This is a genomic window from Sphingobacterium sp. LZ7M1 (genome assembly GCF_024296865.1).
Taxonomy (GTDB): domain Bacteria; phylum Bacteroidota; class Bacteroidia; order Sphingobacteriales; family Sphingobacteriaceae; genus Sphingobacterium.
The window spans coordinates 3,345,250-3,368,383 of record NZ_CP101134.1; the positions used below are offsets into that span (position 1 = coordinate 3,345,250).

General features: G+C 40.6%; 23 protein-coding genes. 11 read left to right on the top strand and 12 right to left on the bottom strand.

The features are described 5' to 3' along the window. The first annotated feature begins 39 nt into the window (after window positions 1-39). Window positions 40-1,137 carry a chorismate synthase gene (gene aroC / locus NMK93_RS14450; protein ID WP_254528072.1) on the top strand — a complete coding sequence of 366 codons (1,098 nt, stop codon included), beginning with the start codon at window positions 40-42 and terminating at the stop codon, window positions 1,135-1,137. Then, entirely contained in the window at window positions 1,127-1,990 is an 864-nt protein-coding gene (locus NMK93_RS14455; protein ID WP_254528074.1) for an ROK family protein, read from the top strand. Before aroC ends, NMK93_RS14455 begins: the two co-directional genes overlap by 11 nt. 19 nt (window positions 1,991-2,009) lie before the next feature. Here the strand turns inward: NMK93_RS14455 and NMK93_RS14460 are convergent, their stop codons facing one another. Further along, the gene (locus tag NMK93_RS14460) at window positions 2,010-4,427 is read right to left on the bottom strand and encodes a thiamine pyrophosphate-dependent enzyme (RefSeq protein WP_254528075.1); all 2,418 of its coding nucleotides are present in this window, start codon (window positions 4,425-4,427) and stop codon (window positions 2,010-2,012) included. A gap of 143 nt (window positions 4,428-4,570) precedes the next feature. Here NMK93_RS14460 and NMK93_RS14465 point away from each other — a divergent pair, with 143 nt between their 5' ends. Continuing rightward, entirely contained in the window at window positions 4,571-5,308 is a 738-nt protein-coding gene (locus NMK93_RS14465; protein WP_185217594.1) for a hypothetical protein, read from the top strand. 113 nt (window positions 5,309-5,421) lie between these two features. Continuing rightward, on the top strand, window positions 5,422-5,883 hold the full coding sequence (locus NMK93_RS14470; RefSeq protein WP_254528076.1) for an NUDIX domain-containing protein: 462 nt from the start codon (window positions 5,422-5,424) through the stop codon (window positions 5,881-5,883). 322 nt (window positions 5,884-6,205) lie between these two features. Here the strand turns inward: NMK93_RS14470 and NMK93_RS19825 are convergent, their stop codons facing one another. The 8 genes from NMK93_RS19825 to NMK93_RS14500 all read right to left on the bottom strand — a co-directional run bounded on the left by NMK93_RS19825 (window position 6,206) and on the right by NMK93_RS14500 (window position 13,325). Continuing rightward, window positions 6,206-6,433, bottom strand: a complete 228-nt coding sequence (locus NMK93_RS19825; protein ID WP_368041468.1) for an HAD domain-containing protein — start codon at window positions 6,431-6,433, stop codon at window positions 6,206-6,208. Between the two features lie 119 nt (window positions 6,434-6,552). Further along, window positions 6,553-6,684, bottom strand: a complete 132-nt coding sequence (locus NMK93_RS19750) for a hypothetical protein (protein WP_262890811.1) — start codon at window positions 6,682-6,684, stop codon at window positions 6,553-6,555. 52 nt (window positions 6,685-6,736) lie between these two features. After that, window positions 6,737-7,210 (bottom strand): 23S rRNA (pseudouridine(1915)-N(3))-methyltransferase RlmH, encoded by a 474-nt coding sequence (gene rlmH / locus NMK93_RS14475; protein ID WP_254528077.1) that lies wholly within the window; start codon window positions 7,208-7,210, stop codon window positions 6,737-6,739. Window positions 7,211-7,327: 117 nt separating this feature from the next. Then, window positions 7,328-7,960: a YceI family protein gene (locus tag NMK93_RS14480; RefSeq protein ID WP_185214016.1), complete on the bottom strand. Its 633-nt coding sequence runs from the start codon at window positions 7,958-7,960 to the stop codon at window positions 7,328-7,330. A 98-nt stretch (window positions 7,961-8,058) separates the two neighbouring features. Next, the gene (gene murA / locus NMK93_RS14485) at window positions 8,059-9,384 is read right to left on the bottom strand and encodes a UDP-N-acetylglucosamine 1-carboxyvinyltransferase (protein ID WP_185214017.1); all 1,326 of its coding nucleotides are present in this window, start codon (window positions 9,382-9,384) and stop codon (window positions 8,059-8,061) included. A 122-nt stretch (window positions 9,385-9,506) separates the two neighbouring features. Beyond that, window positions 9,507-10,238, bottom strand: a complete 732-nt coding sequence (locus NMK93_RS14490; RefSeq protein ID WP_185214018.1) for a DUF4290 domain-containing protein — start codon at window positions 10,236-10,238, stop codon at window positions 9,507-9,509. A 57-nt stretch (window positions 10,239-10,295) separates the two neighbouring features. After that, window positions 10,296-12,581 (bottom strand): ATP-dependent helicase, encoded by a 2,286-nt coding sequence (locus NMK93_RS14495; protein WP_185214019.1) that lies wholly within the window; start codon window positions 12,579-12,581, stop codon window positions 10,296-10,298. Window positions 12,582-12,695: 114 nt separating this feature from the next. Further along, window positions 12,696-13,325, bottom strand: a complete 630-nt coding sequence (locus NMK93_RS14500; protein ID WP_254528078.1) for a CatA-like O-acetyltransferase — start codon at window positions 13,323-13,325, stop codon at window positions 12,696-12,698. Window positions 13,326-13,466: 141 nt separating this feature from the next. Here NMK93_RS14500 and NMK93_RS14505 point away from each other — a divergent pair, with 141 nt between their 5' ends. Continuing rightward, a complete protein-coding gene (locus NMK93_RS14505) occupies window positions 13,467-14,150 on the top strand; it encodes a M15 family metallopeptidase (protein ID WP_254528079.1) in 684 nt (227 codons plus the stop codon). A gap of 317 nt (window positions 14,151-14,467) precedes the next feature. Here the strand turns inward: NMK93_RS14505 and dnaB are convergent, their stop codons facing one another. Then, on the bottom strand, window positions 14,468-16,063 hold the full coding sequence (dnaB, locus tag NMK93_RS14510) for a replicative DNA helicase (RefSeq protein WP_185214022.1): 1,596 nt from the start codon (window positions 16,061-16,063) through the stop codon (window positions 14,468-14,470). A 485-nt stretch (window positions 16,064-16,548) separates the two neighbouring features. Here dnaB and NMK93_RS14515 point away from each other — a divergent pair, with 485 nt between their 5' ends. Genes NMK93_RS14515 through NMK93_RS14525 form a run of 3 tightly spaced genes read left to right on the top strand, consistent with a single transcriptional unit; the run spans window position 16,549 to window position 18,225 of the window. Further along, window positions 16,549-17,310, top strand: coding sequence for an SDR family NAD(P)-dependent oxidoreductase (locus NMK93_RS14515; RefSeq protein ID WP_254528081.1), 762 nt, complete (start codon window positions 16,549-16,551; stop codon window positions 17,308-17,310). A gap of 11 nt (window positions 17,311-17,321) precedes the next feature. Further along, window positions 17,322-17,771, top strand: a complete 450-nt coding sequence (locus NMK93_RS14520) for a GatB/YqeY domain-containing protein (RefSeq protein WP_254528083.1) — start codon at window positions 17,322-17,324, stop codon at window positions 17,769-17,771. 7 nt (window positions 17,772-17,778) lie between these two features. Then, window positions 17,779-18,225, top strand: a complete 447-nt coding sequence (locus tag NMK93_RS14525) for a GNAT family N-acetyltransferase (RefSeq protein ID WP_185214025.1) — start codon at window positions 17,779-17,781, stop codon at window positions 18,223-18,225. A gap of 219 nt (window positions 18,226-18,444) precedes the next feature. On the opposite strand, the gene NMK93_RS14530 is transcribed toward NMK93_RS14525, so the two are convergent. Both NMK93_RS14530 and NMK93_RS14535 read right to left on the bottom strand, forming a co-directional pair. Next, the gene (locus tag NMK93_RS14530) at window positions 18,445-19,410 is read right to left on the bottom strand and encodes a GNAT family N-acetyltransferase (RefSeq protein ID WP_185214026.1); all 966 of its coding nucleotides are present in this window, start codon (window positions 19,408-19,410) and stop codon (window positions 18,445-18,447) included. Between the two features lie 3 nt (window positions 19,411-19,413). Beyond that, window positions 19,414-20,247 carry a 1-acyl-sn-glycerol-3-phosphate acyltransferase gene (locus tag NMK93_RS14535; protein WP_185214027.1) on the bottom strand — a complete coding sequence of 278 codons (834 nt, stop codon included), beginning with the start codon at window positions 20,245-20,247 and terminating at the stop codon, window positions 19,414-19,416. Between the two features lie 176 nt (window positions 20,248-20,423). Between NMK93_RS14535 and NMK93_RS14540 the strand changes: the two genes are divergently transcribed. The 3 genes from NMK93_RS14540 to NMK93_RS14550 all read left to right on the top strand — a co-directional run bounded on the left by NMK93_RS14540 (window position 20,424) and on the right by NMK93_RS14550 (window position 23,090). After that, complete coding sequence (locus NMK93_RS14540; RefSeq protein WP_185214028.1) at window positions 20,424-21,086, top strand: CBS domain-containing protein; 663 nt, start codon at window positions 20,424-20,426, stop codon at window positions 21,084-21,086. A 42-nt stretch (window positions 21,087-21,128) separates the two neighbouring features. Further along, window positions 21,129-22,022, top strand: a complete 894-nt coding sequence (locus NMK93_RS14545; RefSeq protein WP_308214528.1) for an NAD kinase — start codon at window positions 21,129-21,131, stop codon at window positions 22,020-22,022. Between the two features lie 330 nt (window positions 22,023-22,352). Further along, complete coding sequence (locus NMK93_RS14550; RefSeq protein WP_185214029.1) at window positions 22,353-23,090, top strand: isoprenyl transferase; 738 nt, start codon at window positions 22,353-22,355, stop codon at window positions 23,088-23,090. Window positions 23,091-23,134: the final 44 nt, after the last annotated feature.

Sequence of the window (23,134 nt, forward strand, 5' to 3'; positions counted from 1 at the left end):
TCATATCTATTTTTATATATTTACGGGCATTATCGAATTATGGCAGGAAATACTTTTGGAGATTTATTTAAGATAAGCACTTTCGGGGAATCACATGGAAAGGCAATTGGGGTGATAGTGGATGGATGCCCAGCGCTGGTTGAAATTGATGAAGAATTCATTCAATCAGAATTGGACAAACGCCGCCCTGGCCAATCCAAGATCACAACCCAAAGAAAAGAAAGCGATACTGCACAAATTCTATCCGGTACTTTTGAGGGAAAATCTACAGGCACGCCCATTGCCATCGTAATTCCAAATGAAGACCAACGCTCTAAGGACTATTCTCACATTCAAGATAAATTCAGACCCTCTCACGCAGATTTCACCTATCAAATGAAATACGGCATCCGCGATTACCGTGGTGGTGGTCGGTCATCAGCAAGAGAAACTGCAGCTCGTGTAGCAGCAGGAGCAATTGCAAAATTATTCTTGAAACAATACGGAATCGAAATATTTGCCCATGTTTCTGCCGTAGGGAATATCCAAGCTCCTAATCTGGAGCTAAATGATTTAAATGGATTGTTGGAAACCAGGGAGAGCAATATCGTAAGATGTGCTGACCCTGCCAGTGCTTCCGAAATGGAAGAATTCATCAATCAAGTCCGTAAAAATGGAGACACAGTTGGGGGTGTTATTTCCACTGTCATCAGAAAGGTTCCAGTCGGACTTGGAGAGCCAGTATTCGACAAACTTCATGCAGACCTAGCCAAGGCAATGATGAGTATTAATGCTGTTCATGGCTTTGAATACGGATCGGGATTTGAAGGTTCAAAAATGTTAGGCTCAGAGCACAACGACATCTTTGTAAAGGAAGATAATCAAGTAAAAACATTAACCAATTTTTCAGGAGGTATTCAAGGAGGCATTTCTAATGGAATGGATATTACTTTCCGCACTGCATTTAAACCTGTTGCTACGATCATGCGTGATCAGAACACAATAAATGAAGAAGGAAACGAAACAACCATTTCAGGAAAGGGACGCCATGACCCTTGTGTTGTACCTCGTGCAGTTATTATCGTGGAAGCCATGGCTGCCCTTGTAATAGCTGACCATTTATTAAAATATAAGGCCTATTTAAAGAATGCAGAATAGCAATTATATTCTTTCATGTGATATTGGCGGGACACATATCACTTCAGCGATCGTTGAGAAGGATTCTTGGAGAATTCTTAACGAAACCATTACCCGTTCGCATGTAAATTCATTGGAAAATGCTAAATCGATTTTTCTTGACTGGACCACTAACATGAAATCCTGCCTAGAAAAAACTGATTTAGAAGTAGTTAACATTGGAATTGCTGCTCCAGGCCCCTTTGATTACGATAAGGGAATTGCCCTCATGAAGGGTCAATCAAAATACGATAGTATTTATAATATCAAAGTTACTGAGCCTATTTTAGAAGGACTTGGTCAACAAGATTTCAAAATTCTATACATCAATGACGCTGCTGCCTTTCTACAAGGCGAGGTCTTTGGATGTGGATTAGACCATAAAGAAAGAATTTTAGGAATTACTTTGGGAACAGGTTTAGGGAGCGCAGTTTGGAGTCAGGGAGAGAAAGCATTCGATGCTGATCTTTGGGATACGGTCTATAAGGACTCTATCTTTGAAGAATACCTGGTAACAAGATGGTTTGTAAAGCGATTTGAGGAATTAGCAGGATTTAAGGAAAGCGGATTAAGGGAGATCCTTGAAAAACATGCTGAAACCAAAGAAGTAACTCAATTGCTTTCAGAATATCAGGAACACTTACTGCGTTTTATGGAGTTTTTTAGCCAAAAGCATGATTGCAAGTCCTTTGTAATTGGCGGGAACATTGTAAAGGCTTGGGACCGTATTTTCCCAGACAAATCTGTACTGGAAGGATTTGAGGTTCAGATTGGTCAATACCAAGAGCATGCAGCGATTATCGGAGCGGCATCCCTATTCTCAAACGGTATATAATATTCAGGAACATTTCCTCCTAGAAGATAGGAGGAAATGTTGTTGGATTACTGTCAGACATCATTTGATAAGCCGTTTCCACGACATCATCAACAGCTGGTTTAGTAAAATAGTCACCATCAGAACCGTAAGGCGGACGATGAGCTTTTGCAGTCAAGGTTTTAGGTTGTCCATCCAAATGGTAATAACCACCTTGTTTTTCCAATATTTCATGGGTGATATAAGAAGAGGCTCCTCCAGGGAAATCTTCATCCACCACTAATAATCTATTTGTTTTCTTTAAGGATTCAACGGAAATCTTGTCTCTATCGAACGGTTGCAAACATTGAGCATCAATGATTTCTATGGAAACACCCAATTTATCCAATTCCAAAGCAGCTTCTTGCACAATCCTAAGTGTTGATCCATAAGACACTACCGTAATATCAGCACCTTCCCTTATCTTTTCAGCTTTCCCAATCGGAACGGTAAATTCACTGATATTGACCGGCATTTTCTCTTTCAATCTATAGCCATTCAGACATTCTACCACTACTGCAGGTTCATCGGATCTAAGAAGCGTATTATACATTCCAGCAGCTTGGGTCATGTTCCTTGGCACACAGATATGCATTCCTCTCAAACCGCCCAAAAGCACTGACATCGGTGATCCAGAATGCCAAATACCTTCCAATCGATGACCACGGGTCCTTACGATCAAAGGAGCTCTTTGCCTTCCTTTTGTTCTATAACTCAAACTCGCTAAATCATCGCTGAGAACAGGCATTGCGTAAATCAGATAATCCAAATATTGAATTTCAGCAATAGGCCTAAAGCCACGAACAGCTAAGCCTATCCCCTTTCCAATTATTGCAGACTCCCGAATTCCGGTATCGAAGATCCTCTGGCTCCCAAATTCTTCTTGCAAGCCTGCGAATCCTTGATTTACATCACCAATCTTACCAACATCTTCTCCGAATGCCAACAGTCGCGCATCTTTATCAAAATTAGCTTTGAAGCAAGCATTCAGTACCTCACGACCATCCACTATAGGAGAATCCTGATCAAATTCAGCAGGAACGGTTTCCACTAACAGTGGAGAATATTTAGTATCAACGAATAGCTTATCGTTAAATCGATCATGGTTAATTTTCTGTTTTTCGCGGAACCAGGATATCAACTCTTCTTTCCCTAAAACATCCACTCCACGAAGCTCCCTAATGACGCGTCTGACATTTACATAAACCTCCTTAAGAGAAGGCTCTGTAGTCGACAACAAGGTTTTTAAAGGTATCTCAGCAGCATGATGATTGATCCCTTCCAACTTAGCAATAGCTTCCTGTAGGTCCACCTGAAGCGTTTTTCTATAATCTGCCCAGGCACGTTTCTGTTCTTTCCTCACGAAATCCTTTGCTTCCGAATCGAGAGCTGCCAATTCTTCCTCGGTAGCCATTCCAGAATCTATCAACCAATCCCGCATTTTCTTATTGCAATCAAACTCGGTTTCCCATTCCAATCGTTCATGGCTTTTATAGCGTTCATGCGATCCGGAGGTGGAGTGACCTTGCGGTTGGGTCATTTCGACAACATGCACCAGGCAAGGTTTACTGTTGTTTCTGGCAAAATCCGCAGCTTTCTCATATACCTCGCAGAGACCGGCATAATCCCAGCCTTTCACGCGAAATATTTCAAATCCAGGACCAGCTTCATCCTCCTGAAAACCTCTCAGCAGAGCAGAGATATCACCTTTGGTGGTTTGGATTTCATTAGGAACGGAGATTCCATAACCGTCATCCCAAATGGAGATCACGACAGGCAGTTGCTTCACACCGGCAGCATTCACCGTTTCCCAGAACACCCCTTCCGAGGTCGCGGCGTTTCCTATCGTACAGAAAACCACCTCTTGTCCATCATTGCTAAACTTATCTTTATGGGAGAGATTAGGATTGTTTTTATAAAGTTTCGATGCCAATCCTAAACCAAGGATCCTTGACATCTGTCCACCGGTGGTGGAAATATCAGAAAAGCAGTTAACCTGCTTGGTTTGGTCGATCCACTCACCGTCCTCATTCAGAAGAGGCGTGGCGAAGTGGGCCACCATTTGTCTTCCCGCAGAAGATGGATCCGCTTCTACATCAGGATTAGCATACAATTGCGAAAAGAAATTATAGACATTGCTGATCCCTAGGGCGAAAGCCAAAGTTTGGTCCCTATAATACCCTGATCGCCAATCCCCAGGTTTAAAAACCTTGGATAGAGCAATCTGAGCCAATTCCTTACCATCTCCGAAAATTCCAAATTTAGCTTTGCCTGTAAGCACTTCCTTTCTTCCCAATAGACTGACAAATCGGCTTTGCGTGGCTAGTTTATAATCTTCTATGAGTACCTGGCGGAATTCCTCGTAGCTTATTTTTGATGTATTATATTGCACTGATCGTGTCGTATTTAATTCTGACATTAAAGTGGTTCCTTTTTTAACAAAAATAAGAAAATAAACGAGTTTATCTTACCCTAATTGTCCTTTAAATCCCATCATTTTTGAATAAAACACTTTACATTAAGACAATAATCCTTACTTTTAGCCGTATTTTCAAAGGACTTATGAGTAACATACATTTTTTTGATGCTAATGCGGGATCCGGGAATTTAGGAGATCTTGAAAAAACACTAGTCATTAACAACCTGCTAACAATCCCTTTAGAAAAGAGGAACAATGATTGGGTAGCGGAGTTTATCGATAATATTGCTGAAGCAAACCTAGCGGTATCCGAACCAGAGATCATCATGAGTACGGAGGGCTTTCCCTATTTCAACCTTCGTTCGGTAGAACCGGGAGAGAACTTCCAAGCCTATGTCATTAAGAATAAATTAGGCAACCTTTTACAGAATGGTTTTGGGGTGGCATTGAATACCAGGAAAGAAAATCCTGACTGGATGTTCAGCTATGGAGATTTATTGAACTATGCCTTGCGCCATGAGTTTTATACCGACGAGCACCATTTCTCGATAAACAACCAAGATTTTGTAATCGGCAGTGATGAAGAGCTTTTGGTCGGACAACCAGCCCAAGAGATTTTACCTGATTATGCACGTCGTCAGATCCGCGAATTCCTACAGTATTCAGGAGTGAAGAACCCGATGGTCATGTTGATCGCTAGAAATTATACGGATGAAGAGAAGGTCACACAAGATCTTGTATTCAACATCACTCCAAAAAACTTTTCGAACGAAAAAGAGTACAAACAAGCGATGAATACCATTTCTTGGTTTTTACCAAAACACTACTCCTTGGTTGGCTTAGAAACAGAATCCGTGGATTCTGGTTTCCAACCATTATAATATTGATGGTGAAGGCAGGGATACCCTACCTTCACCTTTTACCAGACTCAGAATTTACAAATTACTACATCTAGATTTTGCCCCTTCCAAGGCAAGATCCAATATTTTTAACTATGTTTTTATTTAATGTTAGGGTTTATGGCATAATGATCAACGAACGTAATGAAGTTTTGATTAGCGATGAACGAACGGAGAATGTATCCTTCACTAAATTCCCTGGTGGCGGGTTGGAATATGGAGAAGGATTGATCGATGCATTAAAAAGAGAATATCTGGAAGAAACCGGGATGGAAGTTGAGGTCATCAAGCATATTTACACCACAGACTTCTATGAAAAATCAAGTTTTAATGATAGTCAAATTATTTCCATATACTATCAAGTAGAGCAAAAAAACAGCGTAGAATTAAACATTAGGACAAAATCTTTCGACTTTACCGAAAAATCCCTAGAAGGAAAACTACAAGCGTTTAGGTTAATTCCTTTAAACGAACTGCAAGAAAATGACTTAACATTTAAAACTGACCAGGTTGCGTGGGTTGAATTTTTAAAAAGTACAGATAAAATTCAATTATAATATAAATGTTGCAACTTTTATTTGATTTTATAATAAAAGGTTTTTACTTTTACAGTGGGTCTTGGAGATAGACTGAAGTCTAGTCTAAGATCTATGTTTTGAAAACACCTAGTTCTATAGGGTTTTATTAATAGTTAGTGTGATTTTAAGGCGATACTCCCCGTATCGCCTTATTTATTTATACCCCCCGCACATCCTTTACTGAGCTACGTCTCCCCTAGAATCATTAAACCTTGTTACAAGAACCCAAATAAGCCTCTGGGGACACAAAAAAAGCCTTATCCATTAAATGATAAAGCTTTTTGAAAACCTTTAAAGTTTTTTAACCCGAAACTGTCTTTTTTACTTTCCTTTTTAGAACACTTTTTAATTCATTTTGGTTATTTAATCCAACATAAGGATTAGTCAAAACTAAGCGCTCCTTGAAGTTCAATGGTAGATCATTCAGGGATTTATCATCATCAAGGATCAAGACTTCCTCCGGTTTTAATTTATACCTGCTAATCCAATCAATTATCTCCGTTTTTCTACTGACCGTTGAAGTAATTATTTATAAACATACCTTGACTTGAACAGTCTTATATCCAATAACTATTCTGGGCAATAAATTCTTCAAATCTATCCCTTGTCAACTCTTCAAATTCTTGCAAAACAGAATAATCTGCCCTCCTATCTCAACAGATAAGCCAATAATATCACTATTGCTCCGCCGATGATAATGATCCATTTATTGATCCCACCACCATGAGCACCCTCTTGGCTCTTAAATTTATAGTCCCTTTTAAATTTATTATCGTCCATGTTTTCCTTTACTTTTAATATATGATGCTTTTAATATTCAATTTACATAAAATTATTCGTGATGATAGGGTTCACCTCTCATTATCGTATAGGCGCGATAGATCTGCTCCACAAAGAACAATCGGACCATCTGATGGGAGAAAGTCATCCTAGACAGCGATATCTTCGCATTGGCGCGCTGATAGACTGACTCATCAAAGCCATAAGGGCCACCGATCATAAAAACCAAATGTGTCACACTGGATACCATTTGCTTCTCTAAAAACGCAGAAAACTCAACGGAGGTATATTCCTTTCCTCGTTCGTCCAGTAGGATGATAAAATCCTGGTTACTGCAATTCTTAAGCAATAGCTGAGCTTCTTTCTCTTTCTGCTGGCTTTCACTTAAGTTCTTGGAGTTTTTGATATCAGGGATGGTCACAATCTGAAAGTTCACATAATGTTTCAACCTTTTTGTATAGATCTCAATCCCCTTCACAATATGTTGGTCATCTGTCTTCCCGATACAGATCAGCGTAATTTTCATTGGCAATGAATTAATTGAATTACAAAAATAAGATATTAAGTCTGTTCCCGAGGGAGAAGCTCACAAAAAAAGCCTTTGATCCATGACCAAAGGCTCTTATTATAGAATTAAATAAAATTATTTATTTGCAACTAAGGTAATGTCGAAGTTGATTTCTTTAGAGATCAAATCATCAGATTTTCCTTCATAAGTTACACCCCAATCAGCTCTAGTGATGTTGAAATTAGCAGTAGCTTTCACTGCAGTTTCAGTAGATTCAACAACTTTTGCATCAAATGTAATGTTCTTGCTAACACCTTTGATAACCAAGTTACCAGAAATGTTCAGGTCTGCATCTGTCGCACCTGGTTTAACCTCAGTTATCGTGAAAGAAGCTTCAGGGAATTTTTCTGTTGCAAAGAAATCATCAGACTTCAAGTGTCCATCCAATTTTCCTTTGAACTCACCTTCTAGGTCAGTCGATCCAATTGTAGTCATATCCAATACTACATTAGCACCAGTTAATTTACCGTTATCAACGTTTACTGTACCAGATTTAACAGTTACTGTACCTGTATGTTTACCGGTAACCTTTGTACCCGTCCATACTACTTTGGATGCAGCTGTATCAACTGTATAGGCATCTCCTGTTACTTCAGTTTGTGTGATCGAAACTGAATCCTTGGTTTCAGCTTTTTTACCTTCTGGGTTTCCAGCGCATGAAGCCAATACTAATGCCGCAACTGCTGATAATAATGTGATTTTTTTCATCTGTGTGTTTGAACAATTAATTTGAGTACAAAATTATATAGACTTAGTAGATTATCCAATTCTGATTCCTTTTTTAACAATAGGCAGACAATTCAGGTTTAATGCCCAGCTGGCTGTGCCTCAACCCTTCTGATGTCTGCACCTAATGCTTTTAAGCGTTCCTCGATATGCTGATAACCTCTTTCTATCTGCTCGATATTATAGATTACGGACTTACCTTGTGCCGATAATGCAGCAATTAATAATGATACACCAGCACGGATATCTGGAGAGGTCATCTCAATTCCACGAAGTTTATTTTGCTTGTTCAAGCCGATAACCGTCGCACGGTGAGGGTCACAAAGAATAATCTGTGCTCCCATATCGATCAATTTATCGACGAAGAACAACCTGCTTTCAAACATCTTCTGGTGGATCAATACATTTCCTTTGGCCTGGATCGCTGTCACCAAAACGATACTCAAAAGATCCGGTGTAAAACCTGGCCATGGAGCATCAGAAATGGTCAATATCGAACCATCGATAAAGGTGTCGATTTCATAATTCTCTTGAGCAGGGATAAAGATATCATCACCTCTCAACTCAAACTTGATTCCTAAACGGGAAAATACCGATGGAATAATCCCCAATTCCTGGAAACATACATCCTTGATGGTGATCTCAGACCCAGTCATGGCAGCTAAACCAATGAAAGAACCGATTTCGATCATATCTGGAAGCATTTTATGGCTTGTGCCACCTAATTGCTCAACACCTTCAATTGTCAAGAGGTTTGAACCGATCCCAGAGATCTTAGCTCCCATCCTGTTCAACATCTTACATAACTGTTGAAGATAAGGCTCACATGCAGCATTATAGATCGTGGTTACCCCTTTTGCAAGAACGGCAGCCATCACGATATTGGCCGTACCCGTAACTGAAGCCTCATCCAATAGGATATAGGTCCCCTTCAACTGGGTTGCATCCACATTGAAGAAATGGTTCTCTGCATCATAGACAAATTTAGCCCCTAACTTTTCAAAACCTAAAAAGTGGGTATCCAGACGGCGTCTACCGATCTTGTCACCTCCAGGTTTAGGGATAGCAGCCTTTCCAAATCTTGCCAACAATGGCCCAACGATCATGATCGATCCGCGTAGGCTTCCCCCTTTTTTCTTGAACTCCTCCGATTGAAAATAATCTATATTGATATTCTTAGCCTCAAACTCATAGGTATCGTCACTGATTCTGTTTACTTCGACACCCATTGCTGCCAAAAGATCGATCAGTTTATTGACATCCTTAATGTCGGGGATATTGCTAATGGTCATTTTCTCAGCAGTCAATAGTACTGCAGAGATAATTTGTAATGCTTCGTTTTTTGCTCCTTGCGGAACGATTTCTCCTTTTAATGGTTTGCCACCGTAAATTTCAAATGCATTCATAGTTTTTTCATATCAACCATACCTCAGGAATGATAATGCCCAAAGGTCTGTTCAATTCATATCAAGCCCACATGAAAAAAGCAATTGTCCCGTTGCGATTCAATTGCTTTCTTCATCCGGTCTTATTTATAACTTTTTTTCTGTCTGTTATTGTTGTTGTTATTGTTGTTCGAGGGCCTCTTATTGTTATTGTTGTTGTTATTGTTGCTCCTCTTGTTGTTATAGCTGTTTTGCGGCTTGTTCTGCTGCTGATGGCCAGTGCTGCTGCCTGAGGATTTAACACGGTTCCCTGGAGGCGGAGTTTTGAAGTCTAGCTTGGTCAGGACTGTATCGCCCGGAAGAACCAATTCTCCATGCGACAAAGTCTTCAGGTCCTGAAGGATTTGATCATCCGATACAGAATCTTTATTCCAAGTCAGGTATGCCATTTTCATGAAATTGGCAATGCTCAGGGTCATTTTCAATCTAGCTTCTGGATTGCTGATGTTCAATGTTTTATTGATCATGTCCTCCACCGTATGACCATAATGTTTGAACCTGATATTATGGTTCGGGTATTTTAGAGGCTCCGGTTTATGGTGGATATTCTCCTTGGTAGGAATGGGATATGGGGAATCCACATCGATCTTAAAGTCCGAAATAATATAGAGATGATCCCAAAGTTTATGCTTAAAATCAGATACATCACGTAGATGTGGGTTCAATACCCCCATCATATCGATGACAACCTGGGCTAAGCGGTTTCTTTCTTCCCTATCTGACAGCGTACAGATATAGTCGACCATATTCTGTACATTTCTGCCATATTCTGCCAAAATTAATTTTGGTCTAGTGCTGTTATAATCAAAAATCATATGTTTATTTTGCTTTAACCCTATAAAGGCGTTAAATATGTAATTCTAAATTGGGTATCAATTTACTATTCTAAGCTTGGCAAATTTAAGCAACAATTGCTTCTGTCCCAACTCTTTGAAGAAAATAGTTGCTTTTATGTCCGGTTTGTTTCCCTCAAGGTTAATTACCTTACCAAAACCGAAGCGTTCATGTTCCACTTCCATACCGACCTGCAAACCTGAAGTATCCGATGGTGCAAAGTCTGCACTCGGCTTATGGGCCTTCGGCAAAATCGATGTGGTCTTTATCACTTTTGGCTTAGGCTTCGAGAACACATCACCGCCGGAATTGCCTTCCTTACGCTGCCATTGCACTCTTTCCGAACCAAAATCATCGTCCATCATCCCGCCTCCACGTGGTTTGAAGTCAAGGTCTAGGCAACTTGGATTCAGTTCATCCAAGAACCTGCTCGGCTCACAATTGTTCAAGGTTCCCCAACGGTACCTCGATGTCGCATAGGAAATGTGCAATTTCTTCTCTGCTCTTGTAACGGCAACATAAAACAACCTCCGCTCTTCTTCCAGTTCCGATCTCGAATTCAGGGAAAGTTGCGATGGAAACAGGTTTTCTTCCAGCCCCACGATGTGAACCACTGGAAACTCCAGCCCTTTAGAAGCATGGATGGTCATCAATGAAACCGTGTCCGCATTCGGATCCTTATCCTTGTCATCATTGGTCAATAGGGCAATGTCCTGCATAAAGACATCCAAACCTTTTTCTTCCAGATCTTCTCTTTCCGAAAACTCCTTGATACCGTTCAGTAACTCCTGGATATTCTCATATCTTGCAAGTCCCTCAACAGATTTATCCTCATAGAGATCCTTCAGTATTCCAGAATGCTGCGCGATATGCATCGCAGTATCAAATGCGGTATTGGTTTTTGCAGTCGCCTGGAAACTCTGGATCATCAATCCAAAATTGGAAACCGAGGCAGCGCTTCTACCGTCCAGGAACATTTGGGAATTCGCCACTACATCCCACAAACGCAATTGCTGTTGATCGGCAGCAACCATGATCTTTTCAACCGTTGTATCGCCGATCCCCCGACGTGGATAGTTGATCACACGTTTCAGGGCTTCCTCATCGTTCGGGTTGAAGGTCAGCCTAAAATAAGCAATTAAATCCTTAATTTCCTTACGTTGGTAGAAGGAAGTTCCACCATACAATTTATAGGGGATATTCAATTTGCGCAAAGCCTCCTCCAGCGATCTGGATTGGGCATTTGTACGATAGAGAATAGCGAAATCTTTATAGTGCAATCCTTTCAGGGATTTTTCCTGAGAGATGGCCTCTGCCACGATCTTCCCTTCCTCATTGTCTGAAAAGGCGCGGCTAACCTTGATTTTCTCCCCATCCTCATTATCCGAGAACACGTTCTTTTCCAATTGATTCTTATTGTTCGCAATAATGCTGTTGGCAGCATTCACGATCATCTTGGTCGAACGGTAGTTCTGTTCTAATTTGAAGACCTTCACATCCGGATAATCCTTCTGGAAATTCAGGATGTTCTGGATATTGGCACCCCGGAAGGCATAGATACTCTGGGCATCATCCCCTACCACACAGATATTTTCATTGACCGCAGCCAATCTCTTCACGATCAGGTACTGCGAAAAGTTGGTATCCTGGTACTCATCCACCATCAGGTATTTGAACTGATGCTGGTATTTATGCAGTACGTCCGGATATTTATTGAGCAGCACATTGGTCTTGAAAAGTAAATCATCAAAATCCATCGCTCCAGCACGGTAACAGCGTTGCGCATAGGCCATATAGATCTGGCCCAATTGCCCTCTTCCGTTAGACTGGTCTTCGGCAAGGATTGCCTCATTCTTATTATATTCCTGTGGGGATATTAAATTATTCTTCGCTGATGAAATCCTTCCATATACATGGTTTACGTTATAGAGCTTGTCATCTAGGTTCATTTCTTTCAAAATGGTCCTCAACAAACTCTTCGTGTCATCTGTATCATAGATGGTAAAGTTCTTGGGATATCCCAAAAGTTCTGCTTCGACCCGCAAGATTCGCGCAAACACTGAGTGGAATGTACCCATCCATATATTTTTGGCTTCAGAGCCGACCACTTTCATGATACGCTCACGCATTTCCTTGGCAGCCTTATTGGTAAAGGTCAGCACAAGGACATTGAAAGGATCTACTCCTTTTTGTATCAAATGGGCTACTCTATAGGTAATTACACGCGTTTTTCCAGATCCCGCTCCAGCAACAATCATTACTGGACCTTCTGTTTGTTCAACTGCGGCTCGTTGTGAGGGGTTCAGTCCTGCTAAAAAATCCAAAATACTCTCCTAAATTTATCTTATGTAATGCCTCAAAAATGGGGACTCAAATTTAATAAAAATAGGCATACTATTTTAGAAAATTATCCACAGGGACAAGAAGATAGCAAAAACCTAATCGATTTGATCGAGCAATTGCTGAAATCGTTGCATAAACAGTCCCACATGGTATCCATCGACCAAGGCATGGTGCGCATGTAACGAAATCGCCATCGTTTTTTTTCCGTCACGATCCATTAACTTGGCAAAGGATATCTTCGGACAGGAATCCGGATAATTGAAATTCCTAGCATGAGAAAGCGAGCTAAAGTCTACCCAAGGCAATGCAGAACAATGCACCTCATTGATCCTGGCCCCACTCAGATCTAAGCCAGAAGAAGCCTTCACTTTTTCAACAGCGATATCTGCTCCTTCCAAAAACTTAGCCTCATCTTCATGAAAATCGATATACGAAAAACCAAAGGTGTTATCTGACCTTAACACCGTGCTGGAGATATGGACCTGATCATAGAGATAGAGTTCTCCAGCATCGATCCTAAGCCTGAAATTATCAATTTCATTCATGGCCTTCAACGCTCGGTACAGATAGTACATAAAGAAAGACTGTGATTTCTGCTTGGCCTGTTGGTAGGCAATACTTAGGTCCAACTCGGCCGTAATCCCATGGAACGGTTCGGGAAACTGCGAAAAGAATTCAAAGTGCTCTCTTCGTGCCCAATTTTCTACATCAAATTTCTTTCTCATATTGCGACAAAACTAATCATTACTCTTTTTTCCGAAAAACGATTGTGGATAATTCCCTAACAAAAACCAAAACCTCCATAGAAGGTTTCAAACTACTAAAGGTTTTTTACATTTGTCCTATAATCATCATAACCATAGATCATGAATAATAGATATGCTTTCCTCATACCACTTTTGGCACTCAGCTTACTTTTTTCCTGTGCTACACAACGGGAGATCCCCAATTCATTTGTCAACCTGAAAGAACAGATTCCAAATCTTGAAATCGACTTAAGGTATTATGGAAGCCATAACTTCCTGGGAAGACCGGTAAAAGGCTATGAAGCCAACAAGGTATTTATCAGCAAAGAAGCCGCCAGTGCATTGGTCCAGATCCAAAAAGAACTGAATGCACAAGGTTTAGGTATCAAGGTTTTTGATGCCTATAGACCGCAACAGGCAGTAAATAACTTTAAGGAATGGGCTTTGGATATTGCCGACACGGCAGCAAAAAAAGAATTCTATCCCGATGTGGACAAACGGAACCTGTTTAAATTGGGTTACATCGCCGAAAAATCTGGCCATAGCCGCGGCAGTACCATCGATCTAACCATCATTAACCTGAAAGACAAAAAAGAACTGGACATGGGAACCGGCTTCGACTATTTCGGCGAACCCTCTCACCATGATTACAGCAACCTCAGTCCTCAACAAAAAGCAAACCGAAAACTACTTAAGGACATCATGGAAAAACATGGATTCAAATCCATTGAAGAAGAATGGTGGCATTATACCCTGAAAAATGAGCCCTTCAAGGATCAGTATTTTGATTTTAAGGTAAGGTAGGTTTGAGCTTGTTTTTGAACCAGGATTAAAGGGATAAGAGGATAGACCAAGATCTGGTTTGAACCAGGATTAATGGGATGTGAGGATGGACCAAGATCATGGTTTGAACCAAGATTATGATCAAAATATAGTTGGAAAGTCCAGCATACTGTAGGGACGTATTGCATACGCCCGCCATATACAAACCATCAATAAACACCCATTTTGGGGTAAGCTCATATTCAATTTTTCAAAAAAAAGCACCCTTTTGGGTGCCTTTATATTTTCTTTTCATGATGCGGGTGTATGCAATACGCCACTACACTGTTTTTCGAGTTCTAAAACGGCGCATCATCTGGCATATCATTCATTCTGGATGGCATGGTTATACCTCCGCCGAAGTCGCCGAAATTACCTGATGGTTGGATTGCATTGCCCATTCCACCGCCGAAATCATTGAAGCTTCCGCCTTCAGGACCCATTCCGGAGAAATCATCCTCAAGATCGACGAACTTCACATATTTACCTACGAAGCGTAATGGTACAATACCCGTTTCACCGTTACGGTGTTTGGAGATAATTACCTCTCCCACCCCGACAGTGGAACGGCCTTCCTCATCTTCCAACAATCCATAGTACTCTGGACGGTAAAGGAACAGTACCATATCGGCATCCTGCTCAATTGATCCAGACTCACGTAAGTCGGATAGCATCGGACGCTTACTGTTTCCTGGTCTAGACTCTACCGCACGACTTAACTGCGATAAGGCCAAAACTGGAATGTTCAATTCTTTCGCTACTGATTTTAGGGCACGTGATATACTACCGATCTCCTGTTCACGGTTTCCGCCACCTTTACCATCGGCTTTACCATGCATCAGCTGCAAGTAATCGACGATTACCATCTGTATATCATACTGAGCCTTCAGACGTCTACACTTAGCGCGGAATTCAAACACGTTCAGTGCCGGTGTATCATCAATAATCAAAGGGGCTTCAGTCAAACGACCGATCCTAGAGTGCAATTGCTGCCATTCATGGTCGGCGAGATTTCCTTTTTTCAGTTTCTCCTGTTCAATCTCCGTTTCACCAGCGATCAAACGATTCACCAACTGTACGGATGACATCTCCAAGGAGAATACGGCTACCGCTTTATTATGGTCAACTGCTGCATTTCGCGCTACGGATAATACGAATGCCGTCTTACCCATTGCAGGACGAGCCGCAATAATAACCAAGTCAGAAGGTTGCCATCCGGAGGTCATTCGGTCCAATGCAGTCAGACCAGAAGGAATACCGGTCAAGCCATCTGTCTTCTCACGCAGGGATTCCAGTGAGGAAATTGCTTCACGCATGATATCGTCCATCTTTCTGGAATCTCTTCGCAGGTTGTTTTGGGCAATATCAAAAAGTGATTTCTCCGCATGGTCCAATAGGTCGAAGATATCCGATGTTTCATCATAGGATGAATTGATGATTTCCGTAGAGACCTTGATCAATTCACGCTGAATATATTTTTGTGAAATAATACGGGCATGGTATTCAATATTGGCCGCTGATACCACACGGTCTGTCAACTGCGTGATATAATAGGCACCACCTACCATTTCCAACGCTCCCATTTGGCGAAGTTCTGCCACTACGGTCAAGATATCGATCGGGGAAGTCTTCTGGAAGAGGTTATAGATAGCCTGAAATATCTTCTGATGCGACTCTTTATAGAACGATTCTGGCTTCAGGATATCGATGACTTCACTTAGTGCATTTTTCTCCAACATCAGGGCACCCAACACTGCCTCCTCTAAGTCCAATGCTTGTGGAGGGAGCTTGCCTAATCCGGAGACTAAGTTATTTAAGCTCGTTCTTTTCTTGTTGAAATTTGCACGACTAGGTTGTCCTGACGTACTGTTGTTAAATTCGTTTTCTAAAGACATACTAAAAAATATTTCTCGGCTTGATTCACCCTGTTTTCAAGGATAGGGTAACAAATGTAAGAAAAATAAAAGTCGCCCTACCATCAAGTTTTGAACAGTAAAATTTAGGTGCTTCAACAATCATGCAATAGCAGTTGTAAAACAGGGACTAATAATTAACATCAAATGTGAAGAACCTGTTAATAACTAAATATACGCATTAAAAATCAAGCCTTTACCCGAATGTGGATAAGATAGACCGTTGTGAATAACCTACACGAAAGGGTCATTCAAACAGTTATTTTAAGGCCTTTTACCCTCTTCAATTCATAGTCAGCGAGTTAAGCTCCTTCAGGTAGTCTTTAAGTTTATGAAAGCATTCCGGGTATCCGTAATTTTTGGTCTTTTGTTGTATATTTGTTGTGTATCAAATAACGCATCTACGGAAAATCCAGACCTCAATTCTGGAAAAAAGTATGAAGCCAAGTAAAATAAATTTCAATAAAATGAGGACAGTTTTAATCACTGGAGCCAGCTCTGGAATCGGAGAAGCTTGCGCCCTGGAATTGGCAAAAGAAAATAAATACAGGTTTCTTTTATGTGCCAGAAGAGTTGAAAAACTGGAAGAATTGATCCAAAAAATCAAAACCATCAACCCTAATACCGAAACCCATAGCTTTAAATTGGATGTCCGCAATGCGGAAGAGGTAGAAACCACCCTATCCAACCTTCCAGCAGCATGGAAAAAAGTCGACATCTTGATCAACAATGCAGGACTCAGCCAAGGTTTGGATTCCATCCAAGATGGACAGATTGGCGATTGGGACCGCATGATCGACACCAATGTCAAAGGCTTACTATATGTCAGCAAATTTGTCATTCCTTTGATGGAAGGCAGCGAACAGGCTCATATCATCAACATGGGATCCATTGCCGGCAAAGAGGTCTACCCCAATGGGAATGTCTATTGCGCAACGAAACATGCCGTAGACGCTTTGACCAAAGCGATGCGCATTGACCTCCTAGCCAAAGGGATCAAGGTCAGCAGTATTGACCCAGGCATGGTTGAAACCGAATTCTCTGAGGTGAGGTTCCATGGCGACAAGGACCGCGCAAAATCAGTTTACAAAGGATTGACTCCACTATCGGGACAGGACATTGCAGAAATCGTCTCTTTTATCCTTTCCAGACCCAAACATGTCAATATCAACGACCTGTTGGTTATGCCAACGGCTCAGGCAAACGGAACACTAGTTATTAGAAAATAAACAAATCATATATGTCATTAGAAGCAAAAATAACCCAAGATATCAAAGCGGCCATGATCGCAAAGGACAATGTTAGATTACGTGGACTGCGTGCCATCAAAGCGGCAATCCTATTGGCTAACACTGAAAAAGGCCATAGCGAAACATTGTCCGAAGACGCCGAAATCAAGGTCTTACAGAAATTAGCAAAACAACGCAAGGAGTCTGCCGAAATCTATCAGCAACAGGACCGTAAAGACCTATACACCATCGAAATCGAAGAATTGGAAGTTATCGAAGAGTTCCTTCCAAAACAATTGGACCGTGAGGCAATAGAAAACGTTGTGAAAGGCATTATTGCTGAAACAGGTGCTTCATCGATCAAGGATATGGGTAAGGTCATGGGCGCGGCAAACCAGAAACTTGCTGGTCAAGCTGATGGCAGAACGATTTCTGAAGTCGTAAAATCACTATTAAGCTAATCCATATATGGACTGGAGAATAAAGTCCTTTTCAGAATTAGACTCCCTGGAACTCTACAAGATTTTGCAGCTCCGGATCAATGTCTTTATGCTGGAACAAGATTGTCTTTATCCCGAATGTGATGATAAGGACCTCAAAGGGAAACATCTCTTTGCGATGGACCAAGATACCTGCATTGCTTATGCCAGGTTATTGCCCCCTGATGTCTCCTATCCGAAATGCAGTTCCATTGGAAGAGTGGTGGTCCATGCAGACTATCGGAAGCATCAATACGGTCAGCTCCTGATGAACAGAGCCATTGAACAGATCAAAATGGACTATCCAGACCTCCCTATCCGAATAAGTGCACAGGAATACCTGAAACGATTCTATACCGGTCTAGGATTCCAGATTGAGAGCGATGTCTATCTGGAGGACAATATCCCCCATTTAGAGATGGCTTTATATCCATAAGACTTGATGCATTGCAGTTCATAAAAAAGCCCTCGATGTTAATCATCGAGGGCTTTCTATATTAATGATAAAATTTTATCCAATTTGTTCCGGTATTACCTTCTGCTTTGGCATTACCCTTGTTCGAGGCATATTCGGAATTTTCAAAATATGTCTCGAATAAAACTAAACTGAGGTCAATAAAAATAGCCAAAAAAAAGGCTTTTTTTATCCATCAGATTATCTTGCTTTTACGGGACGTTGGCCAAAATGCCTATCTCTTTCAAAGGTCGACATATGCCTTTCTTTTTTTGCAGGATAGATATCATCCAAGGTAATCATAATACCAGTTTCTTCAACTTCTCCAAACTCATTGTTCCTAGCTGTTCCAAAAACACGCATGGTCGGTGAAAGATTCATATAGGTATTGATCAATGGAGGAATATTCTCATCCAGTTCCCTAACTTTGGCATTCAGCACTTTATAACCTTCCTTATAGTCCAGACCGTCAAAAATGCCTTCATGTTTGGTGATATCAGTTTTATAACCTAAATAAAGATCCTTTACAGGTTCTACCAAATTGTCAGGATCTGGAAAATAATGATTCATGAAATAGATCAGCAAATCCCTAGCTTCCTGATTATAATGCGGATACATGGTCACCTTTCCGAACAGGTATTTCACGTCCGGATTGATCAGGACCAATGCCCCAAGACCATCCCAAAGGTTATCCAAGGAGAAAATTCCCTTTCTATTGTCGATTGCCGGTTGGTATTTGGGTTGAACCCAAGAACGTCCCAATTCAATGGTATAAGGCAGGAAATCTTTTTTGAATTTTTCGGAAAAGTCAAAATAATGTGCTGTTGAAAGGTGAATTTCACCATCCTCAGCCGTTGCTTGATCACATTTTATCACGCGGTACCCAGCAATGATTTCTTCATCTTCTGGATTCCATGCGATCAGTTGATCGTAATTATGTTTAGAAGTATCGTTTTCGTCAATATCAAGAGGTAGACCTGTACCGCCGCCAGCTCCCCTAAAGGTCAGCTCTCTCAATCTACCAATCTCGCGCATTATATGAGGTGCGGTATGATAGTTCACTAGATAGACCTCATTACTGCCGTTATTGGTATAACGGACAAAGGCTTCCTTAGTAAGTTCTTTCTTGATTAGATCTCTATCTACCGGTTGAATTATTTCTTGCATAAATTATTTTTTACCATGAGCCATGGCATAAACCATTTCTTTTACTTCAGCTGCCCATTGACGTTCATTCTTACTGGTGTCAAAATGGGTATAGGGAATCTTCTCCCCAATCCTGATAGTTATGTCCTTTCCTCTTTGGGAGAACATCTCATCAGGTAAATATAACATTTCAATATTTGCTTTTAATCCTATTTTGTGTCTTATTCTTGATAGGTTGTAAAAGAAATTCGAGTTACGTCCTTCAATATAGACAGGAACGATATCTTTTTTATATTTTTTGGCTTTCGATATAAAGCTTTTTTTCCACTCGAGGTCTACGATCTCCCCTTTAATCTTCCTTGAGACAAGTCCAGCAGGGAAAACAAGCAAAGCATGGTCCGATGCATAGGCATTCTCAATTGCAGCAATAGCTGTTTTACTTTGACTACCGACTTTATTTACAGGAACGAATAAGGGTTCGAGGTTGCGGACATTCATCAGAATGTCATTGACCAAAAATTTCACATCTTTTCTATACTTCCCGATGGCCTGCATAAAAGCTACCCCATCTAAACCACCTAAGGGGTGATTGGAAGCAAAGATGACACTTTCATCTAAAGGAATATGCTCAGCGCCTTCCAAATGTACGTTAACCTTCAGCTCTTTTAATAATGAGTCTACAAAATCTAATCCCATGTCATCATGATACGTTCTCATGATGTAGTTTATCTCATCTTCGTGGATTGTCTTTGTTAAATAACTCAATAATGGCTTGGGTATCCATTTGGCTAAACCTGGACTTTTCTTTCGTATTACTTCCCTGATTTCAATAAACTTCTCTTGCTTTTGTAAGCTCATATTCTATAATACACTTTTATAAAAGTTTTGTAAAATTACATAATTAGTTTTAAGATGACTAAAACATCTTTTTATTTTATATCAAAATAATATTTTCACTACCTTAGCGATAATCGCATATTTAAACTAAAATTAAACGTTTTGCGTTTATTGTAGTTTAATAAATAAAAGGTTTCATGTATATCGGTGAAAACATATCAACGCTCTATACCGAAGTTCACCCGAACGATACGGTTGCTTTTTCGTTAGATAAAGTCAATGAGCTGCATTTCCATCAACTTCCTGTAGTTAAGGGCAAAGAATACCTCGGGCTTATTACCGAGGAGGACCTGCTATCGGCTGAAGATGAGGAAACTTTGATCAAGGAACTGAAACTTACCTTTCCATTTATCTATCTATACGATTATCAGCACATCTATGATGCCCTACAATATCTGGAGACCTATCAGTTTGACCTCTTGCCTATTGTCAACAAGCAAAAGGAATATGTTGGGGTCATTACCCAGAAAGATCTATTGAGATCGGTCAACCAAACGATCTCCAACCAGGATAAGGGCGCGATCATCGTCCTAGAGATGGAAGATCGGGACAATAGTTTGACCCATGTGGCCCATATCATAGAATCTGAGAACAGCAAGATTTTGAATACGGGAATCAGACCGATTGAGAATTCCAGCAAGGTTGAACTCACCATCAAGGTCAACAAAAACAATATTTCCTCAGTCTTGGCCTCTTTATGGAGACATGACTATGTGGTAAAAGCGACCTTCAACGATGGCTCTGATCAGAATGATATCCAAGAAAGATATAATCTTTTAATGAACTATTTGAACATTTAATTCTTAGAATTTTTCAACTTTGCGCAAAATATTATCAAAAGCATGAAAGAGCTGTCCATAGCAGTATACGGTCGAGAGTTTAACCAATCCGTGATTGGATATGTCATTGAACTATTTACCTACCTGCGTGAAAAGAATGTGCAAGTTTACATCCATCAGGATTTCCACAGTTTCCTTAAGCGCTTATGCAAGCTAGATTTTACCTTTAAGAAATTCAAGTCCCATAAAGATCTTCCTGCCGACATTGCCTTTATGCTCAGCCTAGGGGGCGATGGTACCATGCTCTCTGCCGCAACGTTGATCAAAGATTCAGGTATTCCATTGGCGGGGATCAATTTCGGCCGTTTGGGATTTTTGGCGAATATCTCCAAAAACCACATGGAGGAAGCATTGGACCAAATCCTTTCCAACAATTATCAGATCCAAAAACGTGCCTTGTTACAGGTAGAAAGTTCGGATGGTACCTTTATAAAGGGGGAGGATTTTGCACTGAACGATATTACGGTCTTTAGGTCGGACTCTTCCGCCATGATTACGGTACATGCAGTTTTGGACAATGAACTGTTGAACTCTTACTGGGCTGATGGTCTGATCATCGCGACCCCAACGGGTTCTACAGCTTATTCCTTAAGCTGCGGCGGCCCCATCATAATGCCTGGCAGTGGGAATTTTGTGATTACCCCTATTTCTCCACACAATTTAAACGTACGTCCTATCGTGGTGAACGAGAATATGCAATTGCGTCTTGAGATAGAGAGCAGGACAGAGAAATATATTTTGAGCTGTGATTCAAAAAGCCATACCTTGAGTACCAAAACCAGCTTATTGATCACAAAGGCACCTTTTAGTATAAACCTTATCCGATTGGCAAATGACCAATATTTTGGCATCTTGCGTGAAAAATTGCTCTGGGGTATCGATGTCCGAAATTATTAATAGGAGCTTCTATTCACTTTAATTCAATAAAATTTTTACAGGGATAATCTTAAAACCTGTATCTTTACGATAAAATCTGAAACTATTGGGACCAACATTCGAGATGAAAAGCGAATCAATTTTATTTTTTAATTCATTTGCAATCATTCCTATCATAAAAAATTTAGGACAAAAACTGCTTGGCCTCCTGATTGGATTACTTAACCTACATCATCAACTCCTTCTAGATTTACGATGCTTGATTGGCGATTCTGGATTTCCAGAAAGTCGAGTGGCATGGTCTGGATTAGGGTCGACACAAAACTATTCAAGCATAAATGAAATTATCTAATGAGTTTTAAAGATAAGATAGATAAAAACAGATTACCTCAGCATATTGCCATCATCATGGACGGCAATGGCCGTTGGGCAAAGGAAAAGGGCGAGCTTCGTGTCTTTGGCCATAAAAACGGCGTTACTGCAGTCCGTGAAGCATTGGAGGCATCTGTTGAAATAGGCCTCAACTATTTGACCTTATATGCCTTTTCCACCGAGAACTGGAACAGACCGCAATTTGAGGTAGATGCCTTGATGGAACTCTTAGTAAACTCATTGAACCAAGAACTACCCACTTTCCAAGAAAACAATATCCGTGTCAACAGTATTGGCCGCATGTCCGACTTACCTGCCCATTGTCAGGTGACGCTTCAATCTACCATTGAACAAACCAAGAACAATACTGGCTGTACATTGACCCTTGCCTTGAGCTATGGATCCCGCCAAGAGATCCTGGATGCGACAAAAACGATCGCTGAAAAAGTTAAAAAAGGTGAAATTTCCGTAGATGACATCAATGAAGAAATGTTTAGCAACAATCTTTATACACATGGCATCCCCGACCCTGACCTATTGATCAGAACCAGCGGTGAAGAGCGCATTAGCAACTATATGTTGTGGCAAATAGCCTACTCTGAGCTGTTTTTCCTCCCTATCATGTGGCCTGAGTTTTCTAGGGAAACTCTATTTGAATGTATTTACCTATATCAAAATAGAGAAAGAAGATTTGGGAAAACTAGTGAACAATTATAAGAAATCATTACTTTTGCAACATTTTAATTTCGACAGGCTTACTG